Here is a 22,941-nt window from a genome sequence, read left to right on the forward strand (position 1 = left end):
GTTACTCCTTGACGAGCTCTCTGGACTCTTGCTCCCCCGAGCGGCGCAGCGAGGAGACGATCGACTCGAACTCCTCCTCGATGCCGCCGCCCCCCTCGGAGCGGGTCAGGCCGCCCACGTCGATGCCGTCGGCGGTCTGGCGCACCCAGATCCGGCGGCGGCGGACGGTGAGCGCCGGCACCAGCCCCAGCACCGCGAGCGCCGCCGAGACCAGCGCGGGGAACCGGCCGGGATCGTAGGTGATCTGAAGGCTGATCCACTCCTTCACCCCGGTGAAGGTGACGGTGCCCAGGCCGTCGGGCAGCGTGAGGCTCTGCCCCACCGCCAGCCTCGTCTCCGGCAGCTTGATCATCTGCATCTTGTCGGAGTTGAGCTGGTAGACCGACTGCGGCGCCCCCGAGCGCAGCCCGAGGTCGCCCTTGAAGCCGAACAGCCGCACGGTCGGGTTGAGCGCGGCCGGGAACGCCGAGGTCGCGCTGTCGCCCACCGTCACGGTGGTGGGCAGGAAGAGCCCCACGAAGCCGAGCTGGGCAGGCTGCGCGTCCGGGACCTTGATGACGCCCTCGGAGGTGAAGCCGCCCTTCTCGGCGGGCAGGAACGGCACCGCCCCGTCGAACGCGACCTGCCCCTTGCCGTCGGTCACCCGGAACGTGGGCGCGTAGCCGTTGCCGAGGAGGTACACCTGGGCGCCGCCGGCCTCCAGCGGCTCGTTGACGCGCAGGTCGTGCGTCTTCTGGCCGCCGCCCTCGCGCACGCTCAGCTTGCCGGAGAAGTCCAGCGGCTGGCCCCGGCGCTGCGGCTCGGTGCTGTAGGTCGCGGTGAAGTCGCCGAGGCGGAACGAGAACGGCTTGAGCGACTCGGTGTCCACGAACCGCCCGGGGCTGAACTTGTCGTACGCCGCGACGGTGTTGGCGAAGCCGTCCCCCTCCACGACGAGGACGTTGCCGCGATAGCCGAACAGGGCGCCGGAGCCGACCGCGAACAGCAGCGCGAGCAGGGCCAGGTGGAAGACCAGGTTGCCGGTCTCGCGGAGGTACCCCTTCTCCGCGGCGACCCAGCCGTCCCCGGTGTTCACCCGGAACCGGCGGCGGCGCAGCTCGGCCTCGGCCAGTGCCAGCGTGCCCCCGGGCACCGAGGCGGTGTGCGGGAGGCGGGACAGGTTGCGCGGCGCGGCCGGGGGCCTGCCCCGCATGGCCCGGTAGTGCTGGGCCGCGCGCGGCAGCACGCACCCGGCGAGCGAGACGAACAGCAGCAGGTAGATCGCGGCGAACCAGGGCGCGCCGAACACGTCGAACATGGAGAACCGGTCGAGCCACGGCGCGAGCCCCGGGTTCTCCTCGTAGAACTTGGTGACGTCCTCGGGGGTGAGCCCCCGCTGCGGCAGGACGGACCCGGGCACCGAGCCCAGGGCGACCAGGAACAGCAGGATCAGGGCGGTCCGCATCGAGGTGAGGAGCCGCCACGCCCAGCGCAGCCAGGTGATCATCAGAGCACCGGCCTGAAGGAGCCGACCCAGCCCTGCAGGGCCGTCACGAATTCCATCCACTGTCCGGTCACGAGCAGCACCCCGACGACGACGAGCATGGCCCCGCCCACCCGCATGACCGCGAGCGAGTGGCGGCGCACGGCCTTGAACGCGCGCAGCGCCCGCCGGTACGCCAGCCCGGCGAGCAGGAACGGAAGGCCCAGCCCCAGGGCGTACGCCAGGGACAGGGCGGCCCCGCGACCGGCGCTGGCCTCGCTCAGGGACAGCGACAGCACGGCGGCGAGCGTGGGGCCGATGCAGGGGGTCCAGCCCAGCCCGAACACGACCCCGAGCAGCGGGGCCCCGGCGAGCCCGGCGGCGGGGAGCTTGTGGATGCGCACGTCGCGCTGGAGTCCGGGGACGAGCCCCATGAACGCCAGCCCGAGCACGACCGTGAGCCCGCCGAGCACCCGCGTGATCGTCTCCTGGTGCTGGAGCAGCGCCTGCCCGACGCCGCCGAACAGCGCCCCGGCCGACACGAAGACCAGCGCGAACCCGAGCACGAACAGCGCCCCGCCGAGCAGCATCCGCCCCCGCGCCCGCTCGGCGAAGTCCGCGCCGCTCATCCCGGTGACGTACGACAGGTAGCCGGGGACCAGCGGCAGCACGCAGGGAGAGAGGAAGGAGACCACTCCGGCCGCCGCCGCGATGGGTACGGCCAGCAGGAGGGATCCGCTCTCGACGACGCCGCTCATGGCTTCTCCGCGGCCACCTTCCGCACGACCTGGCTCAGCGCGGTGTACCGCACCTCGCCGATGAACCGGGCGGCGATGCGGCCCTGCCGGTCGAGCACCAGCGTCGTGGGGATCGCGTTGGGCGACACCGCGCCGTGGAACGACAGCGCGATCTCACCCGGCTGGTCGTACAGGCTGGGGTAGGCGACCTTGTGGTTGCGCTCGAAGGCCTTGGCGTTCTCGCGGCCGTCCTTGAAGTCCACGCCCAGGAACTCGACGCCCTGGTCCTTGGTCTCCTCGTGGACCTGCTTCAGCACCGGCGCCTCGGCGATGCACGGCGCGCACCAGGACGCCCAGAAGTTGATGACCGCGACCTTGCCCGAGGGCAGGGTGTACGGCTTGCCGTCGAGCGTCTCGCCCTTGACCTGCGGGGCCTTCTTGCGGTCGGCGGCCTTGAACTCCTCGGCGGCGCCGCTGCCCGCGACGAAGCGGGTGTCGCCGGCGCCCGGGCCCGTCTTGTTGGCCTGGGTGCCCGCGCATCCGGCGAGCGCGAGCACGATCACCGTGGCGAGGGCGGGCACTCGCATGCGGGCACGGACGGACATGGCCGGAAGATCTCCTACTACAGTCGGTAGAGCAACCACCCTACTCGCGGGGTCAGGCGCCCGGCACTCCGGGGCGGCGCGCGAGGTGGCCCGCGGGCTCGCTGTAGCCGACGCTGACCAGCCGGTCGCCCTCGAACGAGAACGACGTCAGGCTCGCCAGGCCGCACTGCCGCCGCCGCGGGTCGTGCCAGAGCGCGCGCCTCTCCGCCGCGAGACGGATGATCCAGATCGGCAACTGGTGGCTGACCAGCACCGCCTCGTGGCCGCGCGCCGCGGTGCGCGCGTCCTTGATGGCGGCGGACATCCGCGCCACCACGTCGATGTACCGCTCCCCCCAGGACGGGCGGAACGGGTTCCACAGGTAGCGCCAGTGCTTCGGCCGCCGCAGCGTGCCGTCGCCGGAGCCCACGGTCAGGCCCTGGAAGATGTTGTCGGCCTCGTTCAGCCGCTCGTCGACCTGGATGTCCAGCCCGAACGTCTGCGCGACGGGCTCGGCGGTCTCCCGCGCCCGCTCCATGGGCGAGCTGAGGACCGCCACGACGTCCCGGTCGGCGACCGCCTTCGCGACCGTCTCCGCCATCCGCCGGCCGGTCTCGGAAAGGTGGTAGCCGGGCAGCCTGCCGTACAGGATGCCCTTGGGGTTCTCGACCTCTCCGTGCCGGAGCAGGTGGACGACGGTGGTTTCACTCATGGCCCAGCCAGCCTACCCGCTGCTCCTGGTGTCCCTTCCGTCCCGCCCGTGCCTTCCGCCCGTACGGCTCGCGCCCCCGCCGGTACAGCTCACGCCCCGCACGTGCGGCTCGCGCCTCCGCCTCATCGCCTCCACCGCCATGGCCGGCGGCGTCATCACCAGCGCCCTCGCCTGACCGCCCACCGCCCCTGCCCCGCCGTACGGCCGGCGCGCCCGGCGTCGGCCGTACGGCGTGAGCCCGGAGGGCGGGGTCAGGCGGAGGCGAGGCAGGCGGCGCGGAGGGCTTCGACGGCGGCGCGGACGGCGGGGCGGCGGGTGGTCTCGGTGCGCCAGAGGGCGTAGACGCGGCGGGTGGGCTGGGGGGTGACGGGGACGACGCGGACGCCCTCGGGGAGGTCGCCGCGGCCCAGGCGCGGCAGGACGGTGCAGCCGAGGCCGGCGGCCACCAGGGCGAGCTGGGTGGCGTATTCGTCGACCATGCAGGTGATCTCGGGCTCGGCCCCGTGGGCGCGGAGCGTGAAGACCAGCCACTCGTGGCAGATCGTGTTGGGCGAGGTGCTGATCCAGCGCTCGGACTTGAGGTCGGCGAAGTCGAGGCTGTCGCGCCCGGCGAGCGGGTGGTCGGCCGGGAGGGCGACGTCGGCGCGGTCGTCGAACAGCACGGCCCGCGAGAGGCCCTCGGGGATGGCCATGGGGTGGTTGAGCCAGTCGTGGACCACGGCGAGGTCCAGCTCGCCCCGGGAGACCTCGCGGAGGGTGATGTCGGGCTCGCGCTCGTACATCAGCACGCTCAGCTCGGGGTGCTCGCGGTTCAGCCCGCGTACGGCCCCCGGCAGCAGACCTCGGGCCGCGGTGGGGAACGCCCCGATCGACAGCCTGCCCACGACCGCGCCGCGCAGCGCCTCGACGTCGGCCTCGGCGGTCTCGACCAGCGCCAGGATGCGCTCGGCGTGCTCCACCAGCACGTGCGCGGAGTCGGTGAGCCTCACGCCCCGCCCGTTGCGTTCGAGCAGCGGCCCGCCGGTCTCCCGCTCCAGCTTCGCGAGCTGCTGGGACACCGCCGAGGGCGTCACCATCAGCGCCTCGGCCGCCGCCCCCACGGAGCCGTAGGTCGCCACGGCATGTAGCGCCTTCAACCGATACAGGTCCAACACGTAAGCGACTCTAAACGATCGCGCCCCGTTTCAACACATTTCGGACATCACTTGACCACCGAAAGATCATTTACAGGACGCGTCCGATTCGCCAAGATCGTCTTGTCTGATTGCGGTACGTCCGCTTACCACATGCCGAAAGGGTTCCATTGCGCTCTCGCAGCCGCTCCCTCGCCGTCCTCATCGCGGCCACGGCCCTCACGGGACTGGCCGCCACCGGACCGGCCCTGGCCGAGCCCGACCCGGCCGGCACCCCCACCCCCGCCCCCTCGGAAGGCCAGAGCTCCGGCGACGCCCTCGACCCGAACGCCGCCGTAGAGGGCACCTCCGCGCTGGCCTCCTCGCTCGTCCCCTACAGCGCCGAGGAGCTGGCCTCCGCCACTGCCGCCGAGGTCCCGACCGACTACACGGACGCCCCCGCGCCCGCCCGCACCGCCACGATCGAGGAGGCCGAGGGGTACTCGCCCCCGTCCACCACGACGGCCACGGCGCAGCCGTACGGGATCGAATCGCTGACGAAGTTCTCCACGTCCCGGGTGTGGGGCACCCACGGGAAGTTGCCGGCCTCGACGATCGGCAAGCTCTACTACACCGGCACGGACGGCAAGAAGTACTACTGCAGCGCGTCGGTGATCGCCGCGGCCAACCACAACACCATCTGGACCGCGGGGCACTGCGTCACCGACGGCAAGGGCCACTGGTACAGCCGCTTCCAGTTCAAGCCCGACTACTTCAAGGGGACCGCGCCCTACGGGTCGTGGACCGGCAAGAGCTGGGCGGCCCCCACGCGCTACTTCAAGAACAAGGACAGCAAGTACGACATGGCGGCCATCGCGCTCTACGCCCGTCCGGGCAACGTGCGCCTCGGCGACATGGTCGGCTGGCAGGGTTACAAGTTCGGCGACGGTTTCCTCGACCGGACCTGGTCGGACGTGCGCAACTTCGGCTACCCCCAGGACACCCACCCCGCCCGCACCGGCATCACGGGCGAGGACCTGCGCTACTGCGTGAGCAACGCCGTCACGGTCGGCCTCAATCAGGCGGTCAACTGCGACATGGGCCACGGCGCGAGCGGCGGTCCGTGGATCTACGACATGCCCCTCTCCCGCGGCTGGGGCTACATCATCGGCCTCAACAGCTACCACACGTCCCCCGGCGTGGCGATCGAGTACAGCCCCTCGCTCGGCAACGCCGCCATCAACGTCCACAAGCTCGTCCAGGCGAAATAACCCGCGTTCCCGTACGGCTCCCGCGCACGCCTCGCGCGGAAGCCGTACGGCCAAGCCGGGCGAGCCGTCACGAACCCCAATCCGTGGACAACCCGCGCGGGCGGGGGACGGTGCCGCGGCGGGCCGGGCGGGAGTCGTGCGGGCTCAGGTGGAGGCGGCCTGGGCGGCGGCCTCGGCGGCGCGCGGGAGGGCCTCGGCGATGCGGTCGAGGGCCTCGTCGTCGTGGGCGGCGCTGAGGAACCAGGCCTCGAAGGCCGAGGGCGGGAGATAGACGCCGTGGTCGAGCATGGCGTGGAAGAACGCCTTGTAGGCGCCGGTGTCCTGGCGCCGGGCCCCGGCGAAGTCCACGACCTCCTCGTCGGTGAAGAAGATCGAGAAGAGGTTGCCGGCCCGGTGGAGGCGGTGGGGGACGCCCGCCTTCGACAGGGCCTCGGCGGCCAGGTCGCCCACGCGCTGGGCGGCGGCGTCCACGGCGGCGTAGACGGCCGGGGTGCACGCCTGGAGGGTGGCCAGGCCGGCCGCGCAGGCCAGCGGGTTACCGGAGAGCGTGCCCGCCTGGTAGACGGGCCCGGCGGGGGCGAGCAGGTCCATGACGTCGGCGCGCCCGCCGAACGCCGCGGCGGGAAGCCCACCGCCCATGACCTTGCCGAACGTCATGAGGTCGGCGTCCACGGGCTCCAGGCCGTACCACCCGGCGGCCGAGACGCGGAAGCCGGTGAGCACCTCGTCGATGATCAGCAGGGCGCCGTTGGCCGTGCACAGCTCGCGCAGGCGGGCGTTGAAGCCGGGCAGCGGCCGGACCACGCCCATGTTCGCCGGGCACGCCTCGGTGATCACGCACGCGATCTCGCCGCCGTACGCCGCGAACGCCTCCTCGACCGCGCTCACCGAGTTGTACGGCAGCACGATCGTGTCGGCCGCCGAGGCCCCGGTGACCCCGGGCGTGTCCGGCAGCCCGAACGTGATGACCCCGGACCCGGCCGAGGCGAGCAGCGCGTCCACGTGCCCGTGGTAGCAGCCGGCGAACTTGACGACCTTCGACCGGCCGGTGAAGCCCCGCGCCAGCCGTACGGCGGACATGGTGGCCTCGGTGCCGGAGCTGACCAGGCGGACCTTCTCCACGGGCGCGACCCGGGAGACGATCTCCTCGGCCAGCGCGACCTCGCCGGGCGTCGCCGTGCCGAAGGAGGTCCCCTTGGCGGCGGCCACGGACAGGGCCTCGACCACGGACGGGTGCGCGTGCCCCAGGATCATCGGCCCCCAGGAGCACACCAGGTCCACGTAGCGGTTGCCGTCCGCGTCGGTGAGATACGGCCCGGCGGCCTCGACCATGAACCGGGGGGTGCCGCCGACCGCGCCGAACGCGCGGACGGGTGAGTTGACCCCGCCGGGCACGACGAGGGACGCGCGATCGAACAGATCGCGCGAGTGAGAGATGTTCACTCTGTTTCTTCTCCACATACGTCCGCGAGCACGTCGAGCATGCGCAGCGGATCGGGCAGCGGCCGGCCGTCGGGCTCGTGGAGCCAGGAGGCCTGGCCGCCGGAGGCGAGCGCGGACGGCGGCGCGAGGACATAGCTGTCGCGGCAGTGCCAGCGCAGGCCGGGGGTCTCGTCGATGGTGTCGGGGTGGCAGTCCAGATGGCAGGACCACCACTCGTCCTCGTCGTCGGGGGCGCCGCGGGTGTTCACCCAAAAGAGAATCCGGTCGGCTCCGTAGGCTGCTACGGGTCCGACCGGATGGCCTTCCGCCTCGATGCGGGCGAGGGCCGCCACCCCGGCGGCCGTGGGTACGTCGAAGACGTCGAAGACCCTCCCCGTGGGGAGGATCACACCGGCCTGCGGGTTGGCGCCCCACCAGTGGGCGATGAGGGCGGGATCCACGGTGGCCTGGGCGGCCCAGGCGGGCGAGATCGGATGCGCGCCGGGGTCCGGACAGCCCACGCGATCGCACGAGCAGGCACGCGCGCCCTCACGCAGCGGGTAGGCGCCGGGACAGCTCGCCCAGCCCAGCTCGGCGTACGCCAGTACGTCGGAGATGACGGCCGATTTCGCCGCCGGACGGATCCGCCGCTTGGAGCGGCGGGCGATAGGTACCCCCACCATGATCTTGTCAGCCTCCCCCACATGCCGGACCGCCCTCGCACGCGGTCCGGGTCCGCGACCCACTTCAAATGATGCCGGGTCGCTCCGGAGACCGTGACAGGACCCCCCGAAATCACCCGCCGAATGCGTCGTGTTGCCTAGTCCTCACCGCAGGTTACGGGCGACCTCCGTAGCCCAGTACGTCAGGATGAGGTCGGCTCCGGCCCGGCGGATGGCGGTCAGCGTCTCCATGATCACGCGGTCGCGGTCCACCCAGCCGTTGGCCGCCGCGGCCTCGACCATGGCGTACTCCCCGCTGACCTGGTAGGCCGCCAGGGGGACGTCGAACGCGTCGCGCACCTGCCGCATGACGTCGAGGTAGGCCAGGGCGGGCTTGACCATGACGATGTCGGCGCCCTCGGCCAGGTCCAGCCGGGTCTCGCGCAGCGCCTCGCCGACGGGGCCGCCCGGGTCCTGCTGGTAGGCGCTGCGGTCGCCGAACTGGGGCGCGCACTCGGCGGCGTCGCGGAAGGGGCCGTAGAACGCCGAGGCGTACTTGACGGAGTAGCCCATGATGCCGACGTCGGCGTACCCGGCGGCGTCGAGCGCCCCGCGGATCGCCCTGACCTGGCCGTCCATCATGCCGCTCGGGCCCACCATGTGGACGCCCGCGTTGGCCTGCGCCACCGCGATCGAGGCGTAGCGCTCCAGCGTGGCGTCGTTGTCCACCTCGCCGGAGGCGGTCAGCACGCCGCAGTGCCCGTGGTCGGTGTACTCGTCCAGGCAGAGGTCGGCCATGAGCACGGTCGAGTCGCCCAGGTCCGCGGCCAGGTCGCGCAGCGCGAGCTGGGTGATGCCCGCCGGGTCGTCGGCGGCCGACCCGCGCTCGTCCTTCACCGCGGGGATCCCGAAGATGATGAGCCCGCCCACGCCCGCCTCGACGGCCTCGTGCGCGGCCTTGCGCAGCGACTCGCGCGTGTGCTGCACCACGCCGGGCATCGACGCCACGGGCTGCGGCTCGTCGATGCCCTCCTTGACGAACATCGGCAGGATCAGGTCGGACGGGTGCACCCGCGTCGCGGTCACCATCCGCCTCATCGCGGCGGTACGGCGCAGCCGCCGCGGCCTGGCGACCGGAAACTCCGAACTCATCCCTGCTCCCTTCCAGACGACGACCGGGCACGGCGGAAGCCGTCCCGCACCCCGTTCGCGCCGACCCGGAGAAGACGCGGAGAAATCGGGGCCCGCCATCCAGAGTAGGCGGCGGGGCGCGCGGTCCCGCACCCGGCACGGAACTTCAAACCCGCCCTGACCTCGACTTTTAACGACACCCTGTGCTCAAAACCGGGTGATCGCGGCGAGCGGGCGCGCCGCCGGCCCCTCCCGCCAGGGCGTACGGCACGCGCGAAGAGGCCCCGCCCGGCGGCGCGCCGGAAGAGGAGCCGCCCGGCCCTCGCGCCGGGAGAGGAGCCGTCCGGCCCTCGCGCCGGGAGAGGAGCCGTCCGGCCCTCGCGCCGGCCCGGGGCGCGGCGCGAGGGGGCGGGGCGAGGGGGCGGGGCGTCACTTGGCGCGGCGGCGGGCGCCGCGGCGCATCTGGCTCGGGCGGCGGACCGGGTCGCCGGCCTCGATCGCGGCGCGGCGGTGGTTGGCGCCGAAGTCCGCCAGGGCGGCGGCGAGGGCGGACGCGGACGCCTTGGGCGCCATCACGTCCACGCGCAGGCCGAACTCCTCGGCGGTCTTGGCCGTCTGCGGGCCGATGACGGCGATCACCGTCACCGCGTGCGGCTTGCCCGCGATCCCGACCAGGTTGCGGACCGTGGAGGACGAGGTGAACAGCACCGCGTCGAACCCGCCGGTCTTGATCGCCTCACGGGTGGGCGCGGGCGGCGGCGCGGCGCGGACCGTGCGGTACGCCGTCACGTCGTCGCACTCCCAGCCCAGCTCGGTCAGGCCCGCCACGAGCGTCTCGGTGGCGATGTCGGCGCGCGGCAGCAGCACCCGGTTGATCGGGTCCAGCATCGAGTCGTAGGGCGGCCAGTCGGCCAGCAGGCCCTCCGAGGACTGCTCCCCGCTGGGCACCAGGTCCGGCTTGACCCCGAAGGCGATCAGGGCGGCCGCGGTGGCCTCCCCCACCGCCGCGACCTTCAGCCCGGCGAACGCCCGGGCGTCCAGGCCGTACTCCTCGAACTTCTCCCGCACGGCCTTGACCGCGTTGGCCGAGGTGAACGCAACCCACTCGTAGCGCCCCGTGACCAGGCCCTTGATCGCGCGGTCCATCTGCTGCGGCGTGCGCGGCGGCTCCACGGAGATCGTGGGTACCTCCTCGGGCACCGCGCCGTACGACCGGAGCTGTTCGACGAGCCTGCCCGACTGGTCCTTGGTGCGCGGGACGAGCACGCGCCACCCGAACAGCGGCTTGGTCTCGAACCACGACAGCTTGTCGCGCTGCCCCACCGCGTCGCCCACGACGATCAGGGCGGGCTCGGCGAAGCCGCAGTTCTTCAGGTCCGGCTGGAGACGGCCCAGGCTGGACACCACGGTCTGCTGGTCCGTGGTCGTGCCCGCGCAGGTCACGGCGACGGGCGTGGTGTCGGACATGCCGCCCGCGATCAGCGCCTTGCCGATCGCCACCGCGTCGTCGAAGCCGTTGTAGATGACCAGCGTGCCCGCGACGTCGGCGTGGGCCTTCCAGTCGGCGACCTTGGTGGCGTCCACGACGCGCAGCTCGGCGGCCGTCTCCGCGGGCGGGATGCCCGCGTAGGTGGGCACGGCCGTCGCCGGCGGGACGCCGGGCACGATCTCGAACTCGACCCCGGCGGCGGCGCACTGCGCGACCTCGTCGGCGATGGGGCTGAAGAGCGCGGGGTCGCCCGGGCAGAGCCGTACGACCAGCGCGCCCGACTCGGCGGCGGCCTTGAGGGCGCGGCCCGGGTCCCCGGCCTCCACGACCTCGACGTCGGCGCGGCAGTGCTTCAGCAGGCGGCCGTAGACCTGCTGGTCCAGGACGACGAGGTCGGCCTTGGCCAGCAGCTCCGCCCCACGCAGGGTGAGCAGGTTCTCATCGCCGGGTCCGGCGCCGACGAAGGCGACGCGGCCAGGCTGGTTGGACGTGTTTGCGGAGCTCAATGGGTCTGCTCCCCCATCAACGTATCGGCCCCGTCGGAGATCATGGCGGCCGCGAGATCGCGGCCGAGACCCATGGCCTCCGACATGGGGCCGGAGGCGGACTTGCGCACCGACCGCCGGCCGTCCGCGGATATCACGGCGGCGGTCAGATCAACGGTGTTCCCGCTCGTGACGGCATATGCACCCACCGGGGCGGCACATCCGGCTTCCAGAGCGGCGAGGACCGACCTCTCGGCGGCGACGGCGGCCCGGGTCGGCGGGTCGTCGAGCGCGGCGAGCAGGTCGAGGAGGTCGGCGCGGTCGGCGCGACACTCCACGGCGAGCGCCCCCTGGCCGGGGGCGGGCAACATCTCGTCGATGTCGAAGATCTGGGCGACGACCTCTTCGCGGCCGATCCGCTGGAGCCCGGCGGCGGCGAGCACGACGCCCGCCAGCTCCCCGGACTGCACCTTGCCGATGCGGGTGTCGGCGTTGCCGCGGATCGGGACGTATTCGAGGTCGGGCCGGATCGCGCGGAGCTGCGCGACGCGGCGGGGCGACCCGGTGCCCACGCGGGCGCCGGTCGGCAGGTCGGCCAGCTTGGCGCCGGCGACCAGCACGTCGCGGGGGTCGTGCCGGGCCACGACGGCGGCCAGCGCGATCCCCTCGGCGGGGGCCGTGGGCAGGTCCTTGAGCGAGTGCACGGCGAAGTCCACCTCGCCGTCCAGCAGCTTGTCCCGCAGCGCGCTCACGAACACGCCGGTGCCGCCGAGCTGCGCGAGATGCGCCTTGGTCACGTCGCCGAACGTCGTCACGCCGGTCAGCTCGACCGCCGCTCCGGTGCGCTCGGTCAGCAGGTCGGCCACCAGCCCGGACTGGGTCGTGGCCAGCAGGCTCTTGCGGGTGCCGAGCCGCAGCGCCCTGGTCGCCGGCCCGCTCATCGGCCCTCCTCCGCTCCGGGCCCCGGGCCCATGCCGGCCTCGACGTCGGTCTCCACGTCGGCGCGGGTCATCGCCTCGGGCGCCTTCGGATCCAGGTCGAACAGCTCACGCAGCGCCGCGGCGTACTGGTCCCCGCCGGCGGAGGCCGCCAGCCGCTTCACGCGCACGGTCGGCTCGTGGAGCAGCTTGTCCACGACCCGGTGCACGGCCTGCGCCACCTCGGCGCGTGCCTTCTCGTCCAGCTCGGGCAGCCGCGAGGTGAGCCGGGCCAGCTCGGCGTCCACCACCTGCGAGGCCTTGCTCCGCAGCGCCACGACCGTCGGGGTGACGGTGGCGGCGCGGGCGGCCCGGAGGTACTCCCCGATCTCCTCGCACACGATCGCGCGGACCGCCTCGACCGCGGGGGTGCGCCCCTCGGCCTCGCCGGTGACCTCCGGGCTGTCCTGGAGCGTCTCCAGGTCCACCAGGGTCACGCCGGGAAGCGCGCGCACCGCCGGGTCCACGTCGCGCGGCAGCGCCAGGTCCAGCAGGAACACCCGGTCGCGCCGCTCGGCGAGCATGTCCGCGGTGATCACGAGCCCGGTGGCGCCGGTGCAGGAGATCACCACGTCGGCCGCGGCCAGCTCGGCGTCCAGCGTCTCCAGGCGCGCGGCGCGGCCGCCGACGTCCTGCGCGAGCCGTACGGCGCGCTCGTAGGTGCGGTTGGCGACGACGATGTCGGTCACGCCGAGGCGGGCGAGCGTCACGGCGGACAGGGCGCTCATGGAGCCGGCGCCGACGACGAGCGCGCGGCGGCCGGGCAGCGGGCCCAGCTCTCGGGCGGCGATCTCCAGGCCCACGGTGACCAGCGACGCGCCGACGCGGTCGATGCCGGTCTCGGAGTGGGCGCGCTTGCCCACCCGCAGCGCGTGCTGCACGACCTCGTTCAGGCCGCGCCCGGCCGTGCCGCGCTCCTGGGCGAGCCTGAGGCCCTGGCGCACCTGGCCGAGGATCTGGGCCTCGCCGACGACCATCGAGTCGAGGCCGGACACCACCGAGAACAGGTGCTGGACCGCGCGGTCCTCGTAGTGGACGTACAGGTGGCGGGTCAGGTCCTCCAGCGGCACCCCGGAGTGCACCGCGAGGAGCTGCGACACCGCGGAGACTCCGCCGTGGAACTTGTCCACCTCGGCGTAGACCTCGACGCGGTTGCAGGTGGAGACCACCATGGCCTCGGCCACGTGGGCGTCGTGGTAGACGTCCTGGAGCAGCTTCTCCAGCGCGTCGCCGCTGACCGACACGCGTTCGAGCACGGACACCGGCGTGGTGCGGTGGCTCAGCCCGACGACGAGGACGCTCATGCCTCCGCCTCCGTACGGCTCGCGCCGGGGGCCCCGCCGGAGAGCCGGCTCCGCCCCATCCCCTCGTTCACGCCTCCACAGCCTCCGCCCATTCGTTGCCCGCGCCCGGCCCGATGCCCGGCCCGACCTGCGCGCTCCCCCCGGGCCCGCCCGCGGCGCCCACCGCCTTGCGCTGCTCGTGGAAGGCGAGGATCTGGAGCTCGATCGACAAATCGACCTTACGGACGTCGACCCCGTCAGGCACGGTCAGCACCACCGGGGCGAAGTTCAAGATACTGGTGATCCCTGCCCTGGTTACCCGCTCGCAGACCTCCTGTGCCGAGGTCGCGGGCGTGGCGATCACCACGATCGAGACGTCGCGCTCCCGGATCACGGACTCCAGCTTGTCGATGTGCTCGACCGTCAGGCCCGCGATGCGGTCGCCGACCACCTCTGGATCGGCGTCGAGCAACGACGCGATCCGGAAGCCGCGCGAGGCGAACCCGCCGTAGTTGGCGAGCGCGCGACCGAGGTTACCCACTCCGACGATGGCCACGGCCCAGTCCTGGGTCAGGCCCAGCTCCCGGGAGATCTGGTAGATGAGGTAGTCCACGTCGTAGCCGACGCCGCGCGTGCCGTACGACCCCAGGTGGGACAGGTCCTTGCGCAGCTTCGCCGAGTTGACCCCGGCGGAGGCGGCCAGGTCCTCCGAGCTCACGGTCGCTATCCCCCGCTCGGCCAGGCCGTTCAGCGCCCGCAGGTAGACCGGGAGCCGGGCCACCGTCGCCTCGGGGATTCCCCGGTCGCGGGCTTGGGATGTCTGTCGGGTCACAGGGCCGAGGCTCCCAGGGGGTCGGGCGGCCGGCGCGGCCCGGCCGCTGCTGATCGGGCGAAATCGCTTCGTGTGCGCAACCTTCAGGTTAGTCCGTTTGTGAAGGATTGCACAAAGTCACAGGCCGACCGTGTGACGCACCAGACAGCGAGATGTGGGCGAATCCACACTTTTCCCGCGCGTCGCGGTAACTCCGCAGGTCGCGCGGGGGGCGGCGCGGCCGAGCCGTACCCTGGTGACATGGCTCCCCGCGATCACCGCATCACCCTGCTCGGAAAGCCCGGCTGCCACCTCTGCGACGACGCCCGGGAGGTGATCGCCCGGGTCGCCGGAGAGCTCGGCGTGCCGTGGGAGGAGCGCGACATCACCCTGTCCGAGGAGGACACGCGCCTGTACTGGGAGCAGATCCCGGTCACGTTGATCGACGGCGTGCAGCACGACTTCTGGCGCGTGGACGAGCGCCGCCTCCGCGCCGCCCTCGAAGCCTGACCCCTCCCGGGCGGCGGGCCGGCCGCGTTCCCTCGTGTACGGCGGGGCCGCCGCTTCACGTGTACGGCGGGGCCGCCGCTTTCACCGTCGCGCCTCGTCATCGCCGGGGCGCTCGGACGGGCGCCGGCCGTACGAGGTCAGCGTTCGAAGCCTGCGATGGGGGCGCCGAGGGCGGCGGCCGGGAGCGGCAGGACCTTGGCGGCGTGCAGCTCCAGCTCGATCACGTTCGTGGCCAGGACGTACGACGCGCGCTCCTGCTCGAAGCGGCGGATGTGCGGCTGGCGCTGGTGGTCCTCGTAGGCGACCGCGTCGCGGTAGATCTCGTAGACGATGCGCTGGAGCGGCGCGCCCTTCACCCCGTGCGTGGTGTAGATCAGCGTGTCGGGCTCGTGCAGCCGCACGGCCTCCACGGTCTCGTCCGCGAGCCGGTCGAACGCCTCGCCGGTCCCGTCGAGCAGGGTGAGCACGGTGATCAGGCCGTGCAGCGCGGACGGCCCGGCCACGGGCACCCCGAGCGCCGGGGTCGGCCCGGTCCCGTGCCGCCCGTTGACCGCGTGCGCGCCCGTGCCCTGCCCGGCGTACGGCAGCGGCTCCTGCGGCGGCCCGCCGTACACGGGGGGCTCCTGCGGGCCGTGGACCGGGGGCTCGGGGAAGGGCGGCTCCGGGAAGGGCGGGTCGGGGACCGGGGGCTCGGGGAAGGGGGACTCCTGGCGGTGCTCGGCGGCCGCCTCGTCGCCGGGGAACGGCGCGGGGCGGCGGCCGGGGACCCGCTCGGGCTCGTCGAAGGGGGAGCGCACGCCGGGCGCGCCCTCCCCCGCGACCGGGGTCGGCCCGGTGGTCAGGCCGGTGCCCACGGAGGGCCCGGCGACGGGGATGTCCGCGTGCGGCGGCACCCGGCGCTCGCCCGGGGCCGCGCCGACGTGGGTCTCCGCCGGGCGCGCCGGGTCGGCGTCGCGGCGGCGGCGGCCCGCCGGGCGCGGCTCCTCCCAGTCGTCCTCGTCCTCGTCGTCCTCGTCGTCCTCGTCGTACGGCGCCAGCGGGCGGGCCACGGCGTACCAGACGGACCCGGCGGACAGCGCGATCAGCGGCACCGCGACGACCCCGGGGAGCTGGAAGTGCACCGCGGCGACCAGGCCGAGGCCGGTCGGCACGACGGCGAGGGCGGCGTGCAGGTTGTCGGCGTCGTACTCGTCGCCGCCGCGCCACCGCGTGATCGCCGGGATCAGCGTCCCGAGCAGCGTGAGCGCGACCACGGCGTGCGCGGCCAGCAGGACGTACTCCGGCGGCCAGTCCCAGTGCTGCGCCGGGTCGGGCATCTCCTTGCCGAACTCGGTGGCGCGCTGCACGGCGTCGGCGCACAGGATGACCAGCGCCACGACCGTGTAGGAGATCGCGATCAGCCGGGTGGCGAACCGCGCGGCGACCGTGGTGGACAGCACCTCCAGCAGGCCCGCCGCCAGCCAGACGGGGGCCAGGTAGCCGGCCGCGATCTGGAAGATCCGGAACGTGAGGACCCCGAAGCCGGTGAGATGCCCGATCGCGACCGCGCCGAGCCCCAGGCACAGGGCGGCGCTTGTCACGGTCCAGGCCATCAGCCACCCGCGGCGCTCGCCGCCGATACGGCTGACCAGCACCCCGGTGCCGATGGCGGCGACCAGAGCGCCGGCGAATGCGATGACAGCGACGACGACAACCATGGTGCCCTCCATGCTGCCGGACATCCGTACCGAATCGGTAGTCGGCGCGGCCCGGCTTTGCCCCCCGGACCTCACAAACCACGTCTATTACGGCGAAGTGGATTGTGAAATTACCGGTCGCTTCTTAGGCTGTTCGCGCACGCCGACCCCTTCCCCCAGGGATACCGGATGCCATCACCGGGGCCGCCGACCGGAATCTCCGCCGCTGTCCAACCACCCTCTTCCACCCTCGACGACCTGCGTGAACGCTCCGCGCAGAGCCCCCCGCGGGACGACCCCTCAGGCGACCTGAGGTGTCTCGTGCTGGCCGCGAAGGCGGGGGACGCCGAGGCCTTCGGCGCGCTCTACGACCGGTATGTGGATCTCGTCTACCGTTACGTGTACTTCCGGGTGGGCGCGCACGCACTCGCCGAGGATCTCACCAGTGAGACCTTCCTGCGTGCTCTGCGTCGAATGCCGGATTTCACCTGGCAGGGCAAGGATTTCGGCGCGTGGCTGGTGACGATCGCCCGGAACCTGGTCGCCGACCACTTCAAGTCCGGCCGCTACCGGCTGGAGGTCTCCACCGCCGAGGTCTTCGACACGATCCTGGACGAGGCCGACACCCCGGAGAACGCCGTCCTGTCCGCGATGACCAACCGGGACGTCCTCAAGGCCGTCCGGGGGCTCAACCCCGAGCAGCAGGAGTGCGTGGTCCTGCGCTTCGTCCACGGCCTCTCCCTCGCCGAGACCGCCCTGATCATGGGCAAGAACACCGGCGCCATCAAGGCCCTCCAGTTCCGCGCGGTCAAGGCGCTCGGCCGTCTCCTCCCGGCCGACCCCCGCTGATCCCCGCCGATCCGCGCCGATCCCCGTTGGTCCCCGCCGATCCCCGTTGGTCCGTGCCGATGCCCGCGCTTCCGCCGCGCCTTCCTCGCGCTTCCCCAGCGCCCTCCCAGCGCTCTCCCAGCGCTCCCCTGCGCGTCCCGGCGAGGGGGCGGGCCGCCGTACTCCGGAGGAGCGGGACGGGAGTCGTACAAGATGAGCGGGGGGCCGTTTTGGGGACGGGGTGTCGTAACCCCGGGCGGGCTCGATCGTTCTTGCTGATGGACACCGAACAAGGAGCGCCCATGAGGAGGTGGCGGCGGGACCGCCGGGCGGGGGCGTTGCCCGAGCGTGTGACCAGGCCTCTCGCGCGGCTGGCGGCGGCGCTCCGGGCGTCCCGGCACGGTCCCCGGCCGGAGTTCCGCGACCAGTTGCGCCGGGAGCTCCTCGTGGCCGCGGCGGCTCCGGAGGAGACCCCCTCGGCCCGGCCCGCGTGTGCGCGGCCGCGGCGGAGGCGGCGGACCTGGCGGCCACGAGTGCGGCACGCGGGCCTGATCTCGGCTGTGGGGGCCGTGCTCATCGCGTTCGTCCAGCTCACGGCGTCGGCGCTGCCGGGCGACACGCTGTACGGCGTGAAGCGGGCGGCCGAGGCGACGTGGCTGGACCTCAGCGGGGACGAGTTCCGGCGGGCGGAGCGCACGATCGACGCGGCGAGCACCCGGGCCAGGGAGGCGGAGGAACTGGCCCGCTCCCAGGCCGACGAGCAGCTCATCTCGCGCGCCCTCGACGACATGGAGCAGCAGACCAAGGCGGCGGTCGAGCTGCTGACCAAGGCCGAGTCCGGCGGGGACGGCGACTCGGCCAAGGTCCTCGACGAGTTCACCACCCACCAGCGGCGGCGGGTGGCCCCGCTCGTCCCGCGCCTGCGCGGCGACTCCCGCGAGCGCGCGGCCGGCTACCTGAAGATGATCGAGGGCGTCCGCGCCTCGGCGGGCGGCGGATGACCCTCGCCGCGGCCCCGATCCCCTGCGGCGGTACGGCGGGCACGGGGCGGAGGGCGGTCCGCGGCGACGGTTAAGCTCGTGGCATGAGACGGCTTTTCCGACGGCATGACGACGCGGCCCGGCTCGCCGGAGAGGCCTCGGCCGCCGCCGCCGTCATCCCGCCGATCGCCGAACCCGACCCGTCCGCCGCCGCGTTCTTCGACGTGGACAACACGATGATGCGCGGCGCGTCGATCTACCACTTCGCCCGCGGCCTGTCGGCCCGTGGCCTGTTCACCACCAAGGACCTGGTCAGGTTCGCGATCGGGCAGGCGGCGTTCCGCATCCGCGGGTCAGAGAATCCAGAGCACATCCAGATCGCCCGCGACTCCGCGCTGGGCTTCGTGGCCGGGCAGAAGGTCACCGACATCGTCGCCCTCGGCGAGGAGATCTTCGACGAGTCCATGGCCGACCGGATCTGGCCCGGCACGCGCGCCCTCGCGCAGGCCCACCTCGACGCCGGCCAGCGCGTCTGGCTGGTCACCGCGACCCCGGTGGAGCTGGCCAGGGTGATCGCGCAGCGCCTCGGCCTCACCGGCGCCCTGGGCACCGTCGCCGAGAGCGTGGACGGCGTCTACACCGGCCGCCTCGTGGGCGACATGCTGCACGGCCCCGCCAAGGCCGAGGCCATCCGCGCCCTGGCCCGCCGCGAGGGGCTGGACCTCGCCCGCTGCTCGGCCTACGGCGACTCCGAGAACGACCTGCACATGCTGCGGCTGGTCGGCCACCCGCACGCGATCAACCCCGACGCGGCCCTGCGCGAGGAGGCCAAGGAGAACAACTGGCCGATCCGCGACTTCCGCACCGGGCGCAAGGCCACGATGATCGGCCTGCCCGTCGCGGCCGGCGCGGGCGCGCTCGTGGGCGGCGTGGCGGCGGGCATCGCGCTGCGCCGCCACTACCGCTACCGTCCCGGCTGACCTCAGGCGCTCAGCGCCTCGCCGCCCACCGCCCCGGCCCGGGCCCCGGTCTCAGTCCCGGCCCCGGTCTCAGTCCCAGCCCCGGTCTCAGTCCCGGCCCCGGCCCCGGTCCCGGTCCTGGTCTCGCCCGGGGCCTGGCTGCCGGGGCCGGTGTTCGCGGCGGCCCGCTCGCGGACCCGGGCCATCAGGTCCCGCAGCACGCCGTTGACCAGCTCGGGCCGTTCGAGCCCGATCATGTGACCGGCGCGCGGGATCACGTGCAGGCGGGCGTTCGGCAGCGCCTCGGCGATCACGCGGCTGTGCCGGGGCGGGGTGAGCCGGTCGCGCTCGCCCACCACGATCGCCGTCTCCACCGTGTCGAACGCCTTCAGCGCGGCCCGCTTGTCGTGCGCCATCAGCGCGTGGAAGAACCCCACCATGACCTCGACGGGCGTGGTGGACACCATCTCGTTGACGAACCGCACGTGCCGCCGGTCCGCGCCGGGCCCGAACGAGGTGTACCGGGTCACCGGCAGGCTCGTACGGCTGCGCACGCGCGGCGTCCGCTCCACCAGCCGCGCCCGGGCCCGCATGAGCTCGAACATCCGCGGCGTCATCGCGGACACGCCCCGCCCGAGCACCCCGGGGAACCCGAACGTCGATCCCGCCAGTTCCCCGCACGATGTGCCCAGCAGCGCCACCCCGGCGACGCGCTCCCCGAACAGCTCCGGCCGGCTCGCCGCGAGCCCCATGATCGTCATGCCGCCCATGGAGTGCCCCACGAGGATGATGCGCTTCCCCTCGGGCACCGTCTCCTCGATCACCGCCGCCAGGTCGTCCCCCAGCCGCTCGATCGAGCAGTCCTCATAGGCCCCGGGCGCCGACCCCCCGTGCCCCCGATGGTCGTACAGCACCAGCTCGGCCTCGCCGCGCAGCGCCTCCCGCTGGAAATGCCAGCTATGCCGGTTGAGCACCCACCCGTGCGCGAAGACGATCGCCAGATCCGACTCGGGAGCGCCGTCCACGTCCACGGCGAGCTGCACGCCGTCGTCCGTGGTCACCGTGACCGGGCGTCCCGAGAGCCCGCCCAGCCGCGACTCCCCATCGGCGGCCCCGGCCCTCCGCGCCCGCCGCCGCGCCACCCCCAGCGCCACCCCGGCGGCCACCCCGGCCAGCGCCACGTGCCCGCGCCTCACCCGCATCGTCGCCCACCTCCCGAACCAGAACTTTCTTCCACGAAAGATAACCGGTTTGCCCCCATTTTGTTAGACGCGGCGACTAATAACTTCCGCACGTGAATCCCCCCGCCGTGAACCCCCTCGCCGTGATCCCGCGATCCGCCCCCGGGCGGGGCGGGATCGCGAGATCGCGGCGGCGGCGAGGGGCGCCTGCCGTACGGAAGGACGGCGACGACCCGGTCAGGACCGGGCGTCGAGCCAGTCCTCGAAGGCGGGACCGGGGAGCAGGGCGTGGGGGCCGGGGAGGAGGCCCCCGGCGGCGGCGAACTCGGCGCCGGGAAGGCCGGCGCCGTCGGTCGGGACCACCTTGATCCCGCGACGGGCCCCGGCGAGCCGGGCCGCCCCGGCCAGTGTCTCCTCGCGCGGACCGGCCACCTCGGGGATCGGCGTCCCGGGCACGGGCTTGGCGGGAGCGCCGGGGGCGAGGGCGAAGTCCACCAGCGCCTCCGCCGCCGCGCGGGCGGCGACGAGCCGGCTGGGCCAGTCCGGGACGTACGCGACCCCGGCCCCCGCCTGCCAGTCCAGGAAGCGGCCGACGAACTCGTGGAACTGCGCGGCGCGCGGGATGCGGACGGGGAGTCGTACGGACCGAGGGCCGCTGACGCCGTACGGCGACGGGGACCGCCGTCGCCGGAGACCGCGCGGATGGGCGGGTGGGGGGCGCGACGCCGCGGGACGGTCAGATGGGGAGGAAGGGGAAGGCGGGGCCGCGGCGGAGGCGGAGCTCGTTGAGGCGGTGCTGGATGTTCTCGCGGACCTGGTCGGTCAGGTTGAAGACGAGCATCGGGTCGTCGGCCGCGGACGGGTCCAGGTCGTCGGTGCGGATGGGCTCCCCGAACTCGATCAGCCACTTGGACGGGAGCGGGATCAGGCCCAGGGGGCCGAGCCATGGGAAGAGCGGCGTGATCGGGAAGTACGGGAAGCCCAGGAGACGGGCCAGCAGCCGCAGGTCGCCGATCTTGGGGTAGATCTCCTCGGCCCCGACGATCGCGCACGGGATGATCGGGACCCCGGCGCGGATGGCGGAGGCGACGAAGCCGCCGCGGCCGAACCGCTGGAGCCGGTAGCGCTCGGAGAAGGGCTTGCCCACGCCCTTGAAGCCCTCGGGGAAGACGCCCACGAGCTCACCCTTGCGCAGGAGGCGGTCGGCGTCCTCGGGGCATGCCAGCGTGTGGCCTGTCTTGCGGGCCAGGTGGCCGATGACCGGGAGCTGGTAGACCAGGTCGGCGCCGAGCAGCCGCACCGGCCGGCGCGCCGGGTGGTCGTCGTGCAGCGCGACCTGGAGCATCATGCCGTCCACCGGCAGCGTGCCGGAGTGGTTGGCCACGACCAGGGCGCCGCCCTCGGCCGGCACGTTCGGCATGCCGAGGGTGTCCACGCGGAACCAGTGGCGGTAGAGCGGCCGGATCAGCTCCAGCAGCACCTTGTCGTTGAGCTCGGGGTCGTAGCCGAACTCGTCCACCTCGTACTCGCCGGAGATCCGCCGCCGCAGGAACGCCAGCACCTCGGCGATCCGGCGGTCGAGGACGTCGTCGTCCCGCGGGGGCTCGGCGCGGTGGTCGCCCCGCCTGGCCGCGTCGATCGGGATGACCCGGGCGTCCGCCGTCTCGCTCATCGTCCGGCCCCCAGCAGTCCGGCGAGCCGATCGACCAGCCCCAGCGCCACGTTCCCGGTCATCCCCCGATTCCGGATGAAGTCGTCGAACGCGGCGGCGGTGCTGTACTTGGGCCGCCAGCCCAGCTCGGCCGACAGCGCCGAGGTGTCGACCGCCCGCCCGTAGCTGAGCAGCCGCAACTGCTCGGACGAGAAGTCGGCCAGGCCGGCCCGCCGCGCCGCCTCGCCCAGCAGGTTGAACGCCGGGGTCGGCAGGGGTACGGCGGCCCGCCCCGCCCTCCGGACGCACTGCGACAACAGCAGCACGCCGTCTCCGGCCACGTTGAACGTGCCGGGGTGCTCCTCCACCGCCATCCGCCGGAGCACCTCGACGGCGTCGTCCTCGTGCACGAACTGCAGGCGCGGGTCGAACCCGAGGACGGTCGGCAGCACGGGCTGGGTGAAGTACCGCGTGAGCGGCGAGTCGACCCCGGGCCCGATGAAGTTGGCGAACCGCAGCAACGACACGTCGACGTCGGCGCGGCGCCGCGCGAAGCCCCGGACGTACCCCTCGACCTCGAAGGCGTCCTTGGCGTAGCCGTGCGCCGGCACCTCGTGCGGCTCGATGGTCTCGGTGAACACGGCCGGGTCTCGCGGCGTGCAGCCGTAGACCGCGGTCGTGGACCGCACCACCACCTTGCGCACCGTCGCCGACCGCTGGCAGGCGGCCAGCAGTTGCATGGCGCCGATGACGTTGTGTTCCTTCATGTCCACCCGGCCGCCGCTCTTGCGGGGAGCGCTGACCAGGCTCATGTGGACGACCGTGTCGATGTCGGCCGAGGAGATGACCTGGGCGATGTCGGGACTTCGCAGGTCGACCCGGACGAACTCGGTACGGCCGAGAGGAACACCGTCGTCGGTGGCGACCGAAGGCGGCGCCACCGTGTCGACTCCGATGACCCGGTCGATCTCCGGGTCGGCCGCGAGAACTCCGGCCACCCGGGCCCCGATATGGCGTG

Annotated in this window: 23 protein-coding genes; 6 read left to right on the plus strand and 17 right to left on the minus strand. The window is 73.3% G+C overall.

Going from position 1 to position 22,941, the window contains the following annotated elements; translation table 11 throughout:
• Position 1 precedes the first annotated feature (1 nt).
• The 4 genes from resB to D5H75_RS35455 are packed head-to-tail and all read right to left on the minus strand — an operon-like array spanning position 2 to position 3,495.
• Entirely contained in the window at positions 2-1,486 is a 1,485-nt protein-coding gene (gene resB, locus D5H75_RS35440) for a cytochrome c biogenesis protein ResB (RefSeq protein WP_119930971.1), read from the minus strand.
• Positions 1,486-2,220: a cytochrome c biogenesis CcdA family protein gene (locus D5H75_RS35445; protein WP_119930972.1), complete on the minus strand. Its 735-nt coding sequence runs from the start codon at positions 2,218-2,220 to the stop codon at positions 1,486-1,488. The genes resB and D5H75_RS35445 overlap by 1 nt, the downstream gene beginning before the upstream one ends.
• A complete protein-coding gene (locus D5H75_RS35450; RefSeq protein WP_242454704.1) occupies positions 2,217-2,804 on the minus strand; it encodes a TlpA family protein disulfide reductase in 588 nt (195 codons plus the stop codon). Before D5H75_RS35450 ends, D5H75_RS35445 begins: the two co-directional genes overlap by 4 nt.
• A 52-nt stretch (positions 2,805-2,856) precedes the next feature.
• Positions 2,857-3,495, minus strand: coding sequence for a histidine phosphatase family protein (locus D5H75_RS35455; RefSeq protein ID WP_119930974.1), 639 nt, complete (start codon positions 3,493-3,495; stop codon positions 2,857-2,859).
• On the opposite strand from D5H75_RS35455, the gene D5H75_RS42260 reads away from it, so the two are divergent.
• Entirely contained in the window at positions 3,494-3,670 is a 177-nt protein-coding gene (locus D5H75_RS42260) for a hypothetical protein (RefSeq protein ID WP_202638816.1), read from the plus strand. The genes D5H75_RS35455 and D5H75_RS42260 overlap by 2 nt on opposite strands.
• Positions 3,671-3,746: 76 nt before the next feature.
• Here the strand turns inward: D5H75_RS42260 and D5H75_RS35460 are convergent, their stop codons facing one another.
• Positions 3,747-4,649, minus strand: coding sequence for a LysR family transcriptional regulator (locus D5H75_RS35460; RefSeq protein ID WP_119930975.1), 903 nt, complete (start codon positions 4,647-4,649; stop codon positions 3,747-3,749).
• Between the two features lie 149 nt (positions 4,650-4,798).
• Between D5H75_RS35460 and D5H75_RS35465 the strand changes: the two genes are divergently transcribed.
• Positions 4,799-5,878, plus strand: a complete 1,080-nt coding sequence (locus D5H75_RS35465; protein WP_119930976.1) for a trypsin-like serine peptidase — start codon at positions 4,799-4,801, stop codon at positions 5,876-5,878.
• Positions 5,879-6,022: 144 nt separating this feature from the next.
• Here D5H75_RS35465 and hemL read toward each other — a convergent pair whose 3' ends face one another.
• From hemL to D5H75_RS35500, 7 genes are all read right to left on the minus strand, one after another.
• Complete coding sequence (gene hemL, locus D5H75_RS35470; RefSeq protein ID WP_422674077.1) at positions 6,023-7,321, minus strand: glutamate-1-semialdehyde 2,1-aminomutase; 1,299 nt, start codon at positions 7,319-7,321, stop codon at positions 6,023-6,025.
• Entirely contained in the window at positions 7,318-7,983 is a 666-nt protein-coding gene (locus D5H75_RS35475; RefSeq protein WP_119931067.1) for a bifunctional DNA primase/polymerase, read from the minus strand. The genes hemL and D5H75_RS35475 overlap by 4 nt, the downstream gene beginning before the upstream one ends.
• 144 nt (positions 7,984-8,127) lie before the next feature.
• Positions 8,128-9,114: a porphobilinogen synthase gene (hemB, locus tag D5H75_RS35480; protein WP_119930978.1), complete on the minus strand. Its 987-nt coding sequence runs from the start codon at positions 9,112-9,114 to the stop codon at positions 8,128-8,130.
• A gap of 408 nt (positions 9,115-9,522) precedes the next feature.
• Complete coding sequence (locus D5H75_RS35485) at positions 9,523-11,088, minus strand: bifunctional uroporphyrinogen-III C-methyltransferase/uroporphyrinogen-III synthase (protein ID WP_119930979.1); 1,566 nt, start codon at positions 11,086-11,088, stop codon at positions 9,523-9,525.
• On the minus strand, positions 11,085-12,008 hold the full coding sequence (gene hemC / locus D5H75_RS35490; RefSeq protein WP_119930980.1) for a hydroxymethylbilane synthase: 924 nt from the start codon (positions 12,006-12,008) through the stop codon (positions 11,085-11,087). The genes D5H75_RS35485 and hemC overlap by 4 nt, the downstream gene beginning before the upstream one ends.
• The gene (locus D5H75_RS35495) at positions 12,005-13,348 is read right to left on the minus strand and encodes a glutamyl-tRNA reductase (RefSeq protein WP_119930981.1); all 1,344 of its coding nucleotides are present in this window, start codon (positions 13,346-13,348) and stop codon (positions 12,005-12,007) included. The genes hemC and D5H75_RS35495 overlap by 4 nt, the downstream gene beginning before the upstream one ends.
• 67 nt (positions 13,349-13,415) lie before the next feature.
• The gene (locus tag D5H75_RS35500; RefSeq protein ID WP_119930982.1) at positions 13,416-14,159 is read right to left on the minus strand and encodes a redox-sensing transcriptional repressor Rex; all 744 of its coding nucleotides are present in this window, start codon (positions 14,157-14,159) and stop codon (positions 13,416-13,418) included.
• Positions 14,160-14,399: 240 nt separating this feature from the next.
• On the opposite strand from D5H75_RS35500, the gene D5H75_RS35505 reads away from it, so the two are divergent.
• Complete coding sequence (locus D5H75_RS35505) at positions 14,400-14,648, plus strand: glutaredoxin family protein (RefSeq protein ID WP_119930983.1); 249 nt, start codon at positions 14,400-14,402, stop codon at positions 14,646-14,648.
• Between the two features lie 137 nt (positions 14,649-14,785).
• On the opposite strand, the gene D5H75_RS35510 is transcribed toward D5H75_RS35505, so the two are convergent.
• Entirely contained in the window at positions 14,786-16,345 is a 1,560-nt protein-coding gene (locus D5H75_RS35510) for a putative quinol monooxygenase (protein ID WP_147425389.1), read from the minus strand.
• Between the two features lie 300 nt (positions 16,346-16,645).
• Here D5H75_RS35510 and D5H75_RS35515 point away from each other — a divergent pair, with 300 nt between their 5' ends.
• From D5H75_RS35515 to D5H75_RS35525, 3 genes are all read left to right on the plus strand, one after another.
• Complete coding sequence (locus D5H75_RS35515; RefSeq protein WP_242454705.1) at positions 16,646-17,173, plus strand: sigma-70 family RNA polymerase sigma factor; 528 nt, start codon at positions 16,646-16,648, stop codon at positions 17,171-17,173.
• A gap of 329 nt (positions 17,174-17,502) precedes the next feature.
• Entirely contained in the window at positions 17,503-18,153 is a 651-nt protein-coding gene (locus D5H75_RS35520; protein WP_147425390.1) for a DUF5667 domain-containing protein, read from the plus strand.
• Between the two features lie 83 nt (positions 18,154-18,236).
• The gene (locus D5H75_RS35525; protein ID WP_119930987.1) at positions 18,237-19,112 is read left to right on the plus strand and encodes an HAD family hydrolase; all 876 of its coding nucleotides are present in this window, start codon (positions 18,237-18,239) and stop codon (positions 19,110-19,112) included.
• A gap of 2 nt (positions 19,113-19,114) precedes the next feature.
• Here D5H75_RS35525 and D5H75_RS35530 read toward each other — a convergent pair whose 3' ends face one another.
• The 4 genes from D5H75_RS35530 to D5H75_RS35545 all read right to left on the minus strand — a co-directional run bounded on the left by D5H75_RS35530 (position 19,115) and on the right by D5H75_RS35545 (position 22,921).
• The gene (locus D5H75_RS35530) at positions 19,115-20,293 is read right to left on the minus strand and encodes an alpha/beta fold hydrolase (protein WP_202638818.1); all 1,179 of its coding nucleotides are present in this window, start codon (positions 20,291-20,293) and stop codon (positions 19,115-19,117) included.
• 216 nt (positions 20,294-20,509) lie between these two features.
• Positions 20,510-20,767, minus strand: coding sequence for a hypothetical protein (locus tag D5H75_RS35535; RefSeq protein ID WP_119930988.1), 258 nt, complete (start codon positions 20,765-20,767; stop codon positions 20,510-20,512).
• A gap of 241 nt (positions 20,768-21,008) precedes the next feature.
• Entirely contained in the window at positions 21,009-21,944 is a 936-nt protein-coding gene (locus D5H75_RS35540; RefSeq protein WP_119930989.1) for a lysophospholipid acyltransferase family protein, read from the minus strand.
• Positions 21,941-22,921, minus strand: a complete 981-nt coding sequence (locus D5H75_RS35545; RefSeq protein WP_422674078.1) for an NAD-dependent epimerase/dehydratase family protein — start codon at positions 22,919-22,921, stop codon at positions 21,941-21,943. The genes D5H75_RS35540 and D5H75_RS35545 overlap by 4 nt, the downstream gene beginning before the upstream one ends.
• Between the last annotated feature and the right edge of the window lie 20 nt (positions 22,922-22,941).

Origin of the sequence: Bailinhaonella thermotolerans (assembly GCF_003594875.1) — a bacterium.
GTDB lineage: Bacteria > Actinomycetota > Actinomycetes > Streptosporangiales > Streptosporangiaceae > Bailinhaonella > Bailinhaonella thermotolerans.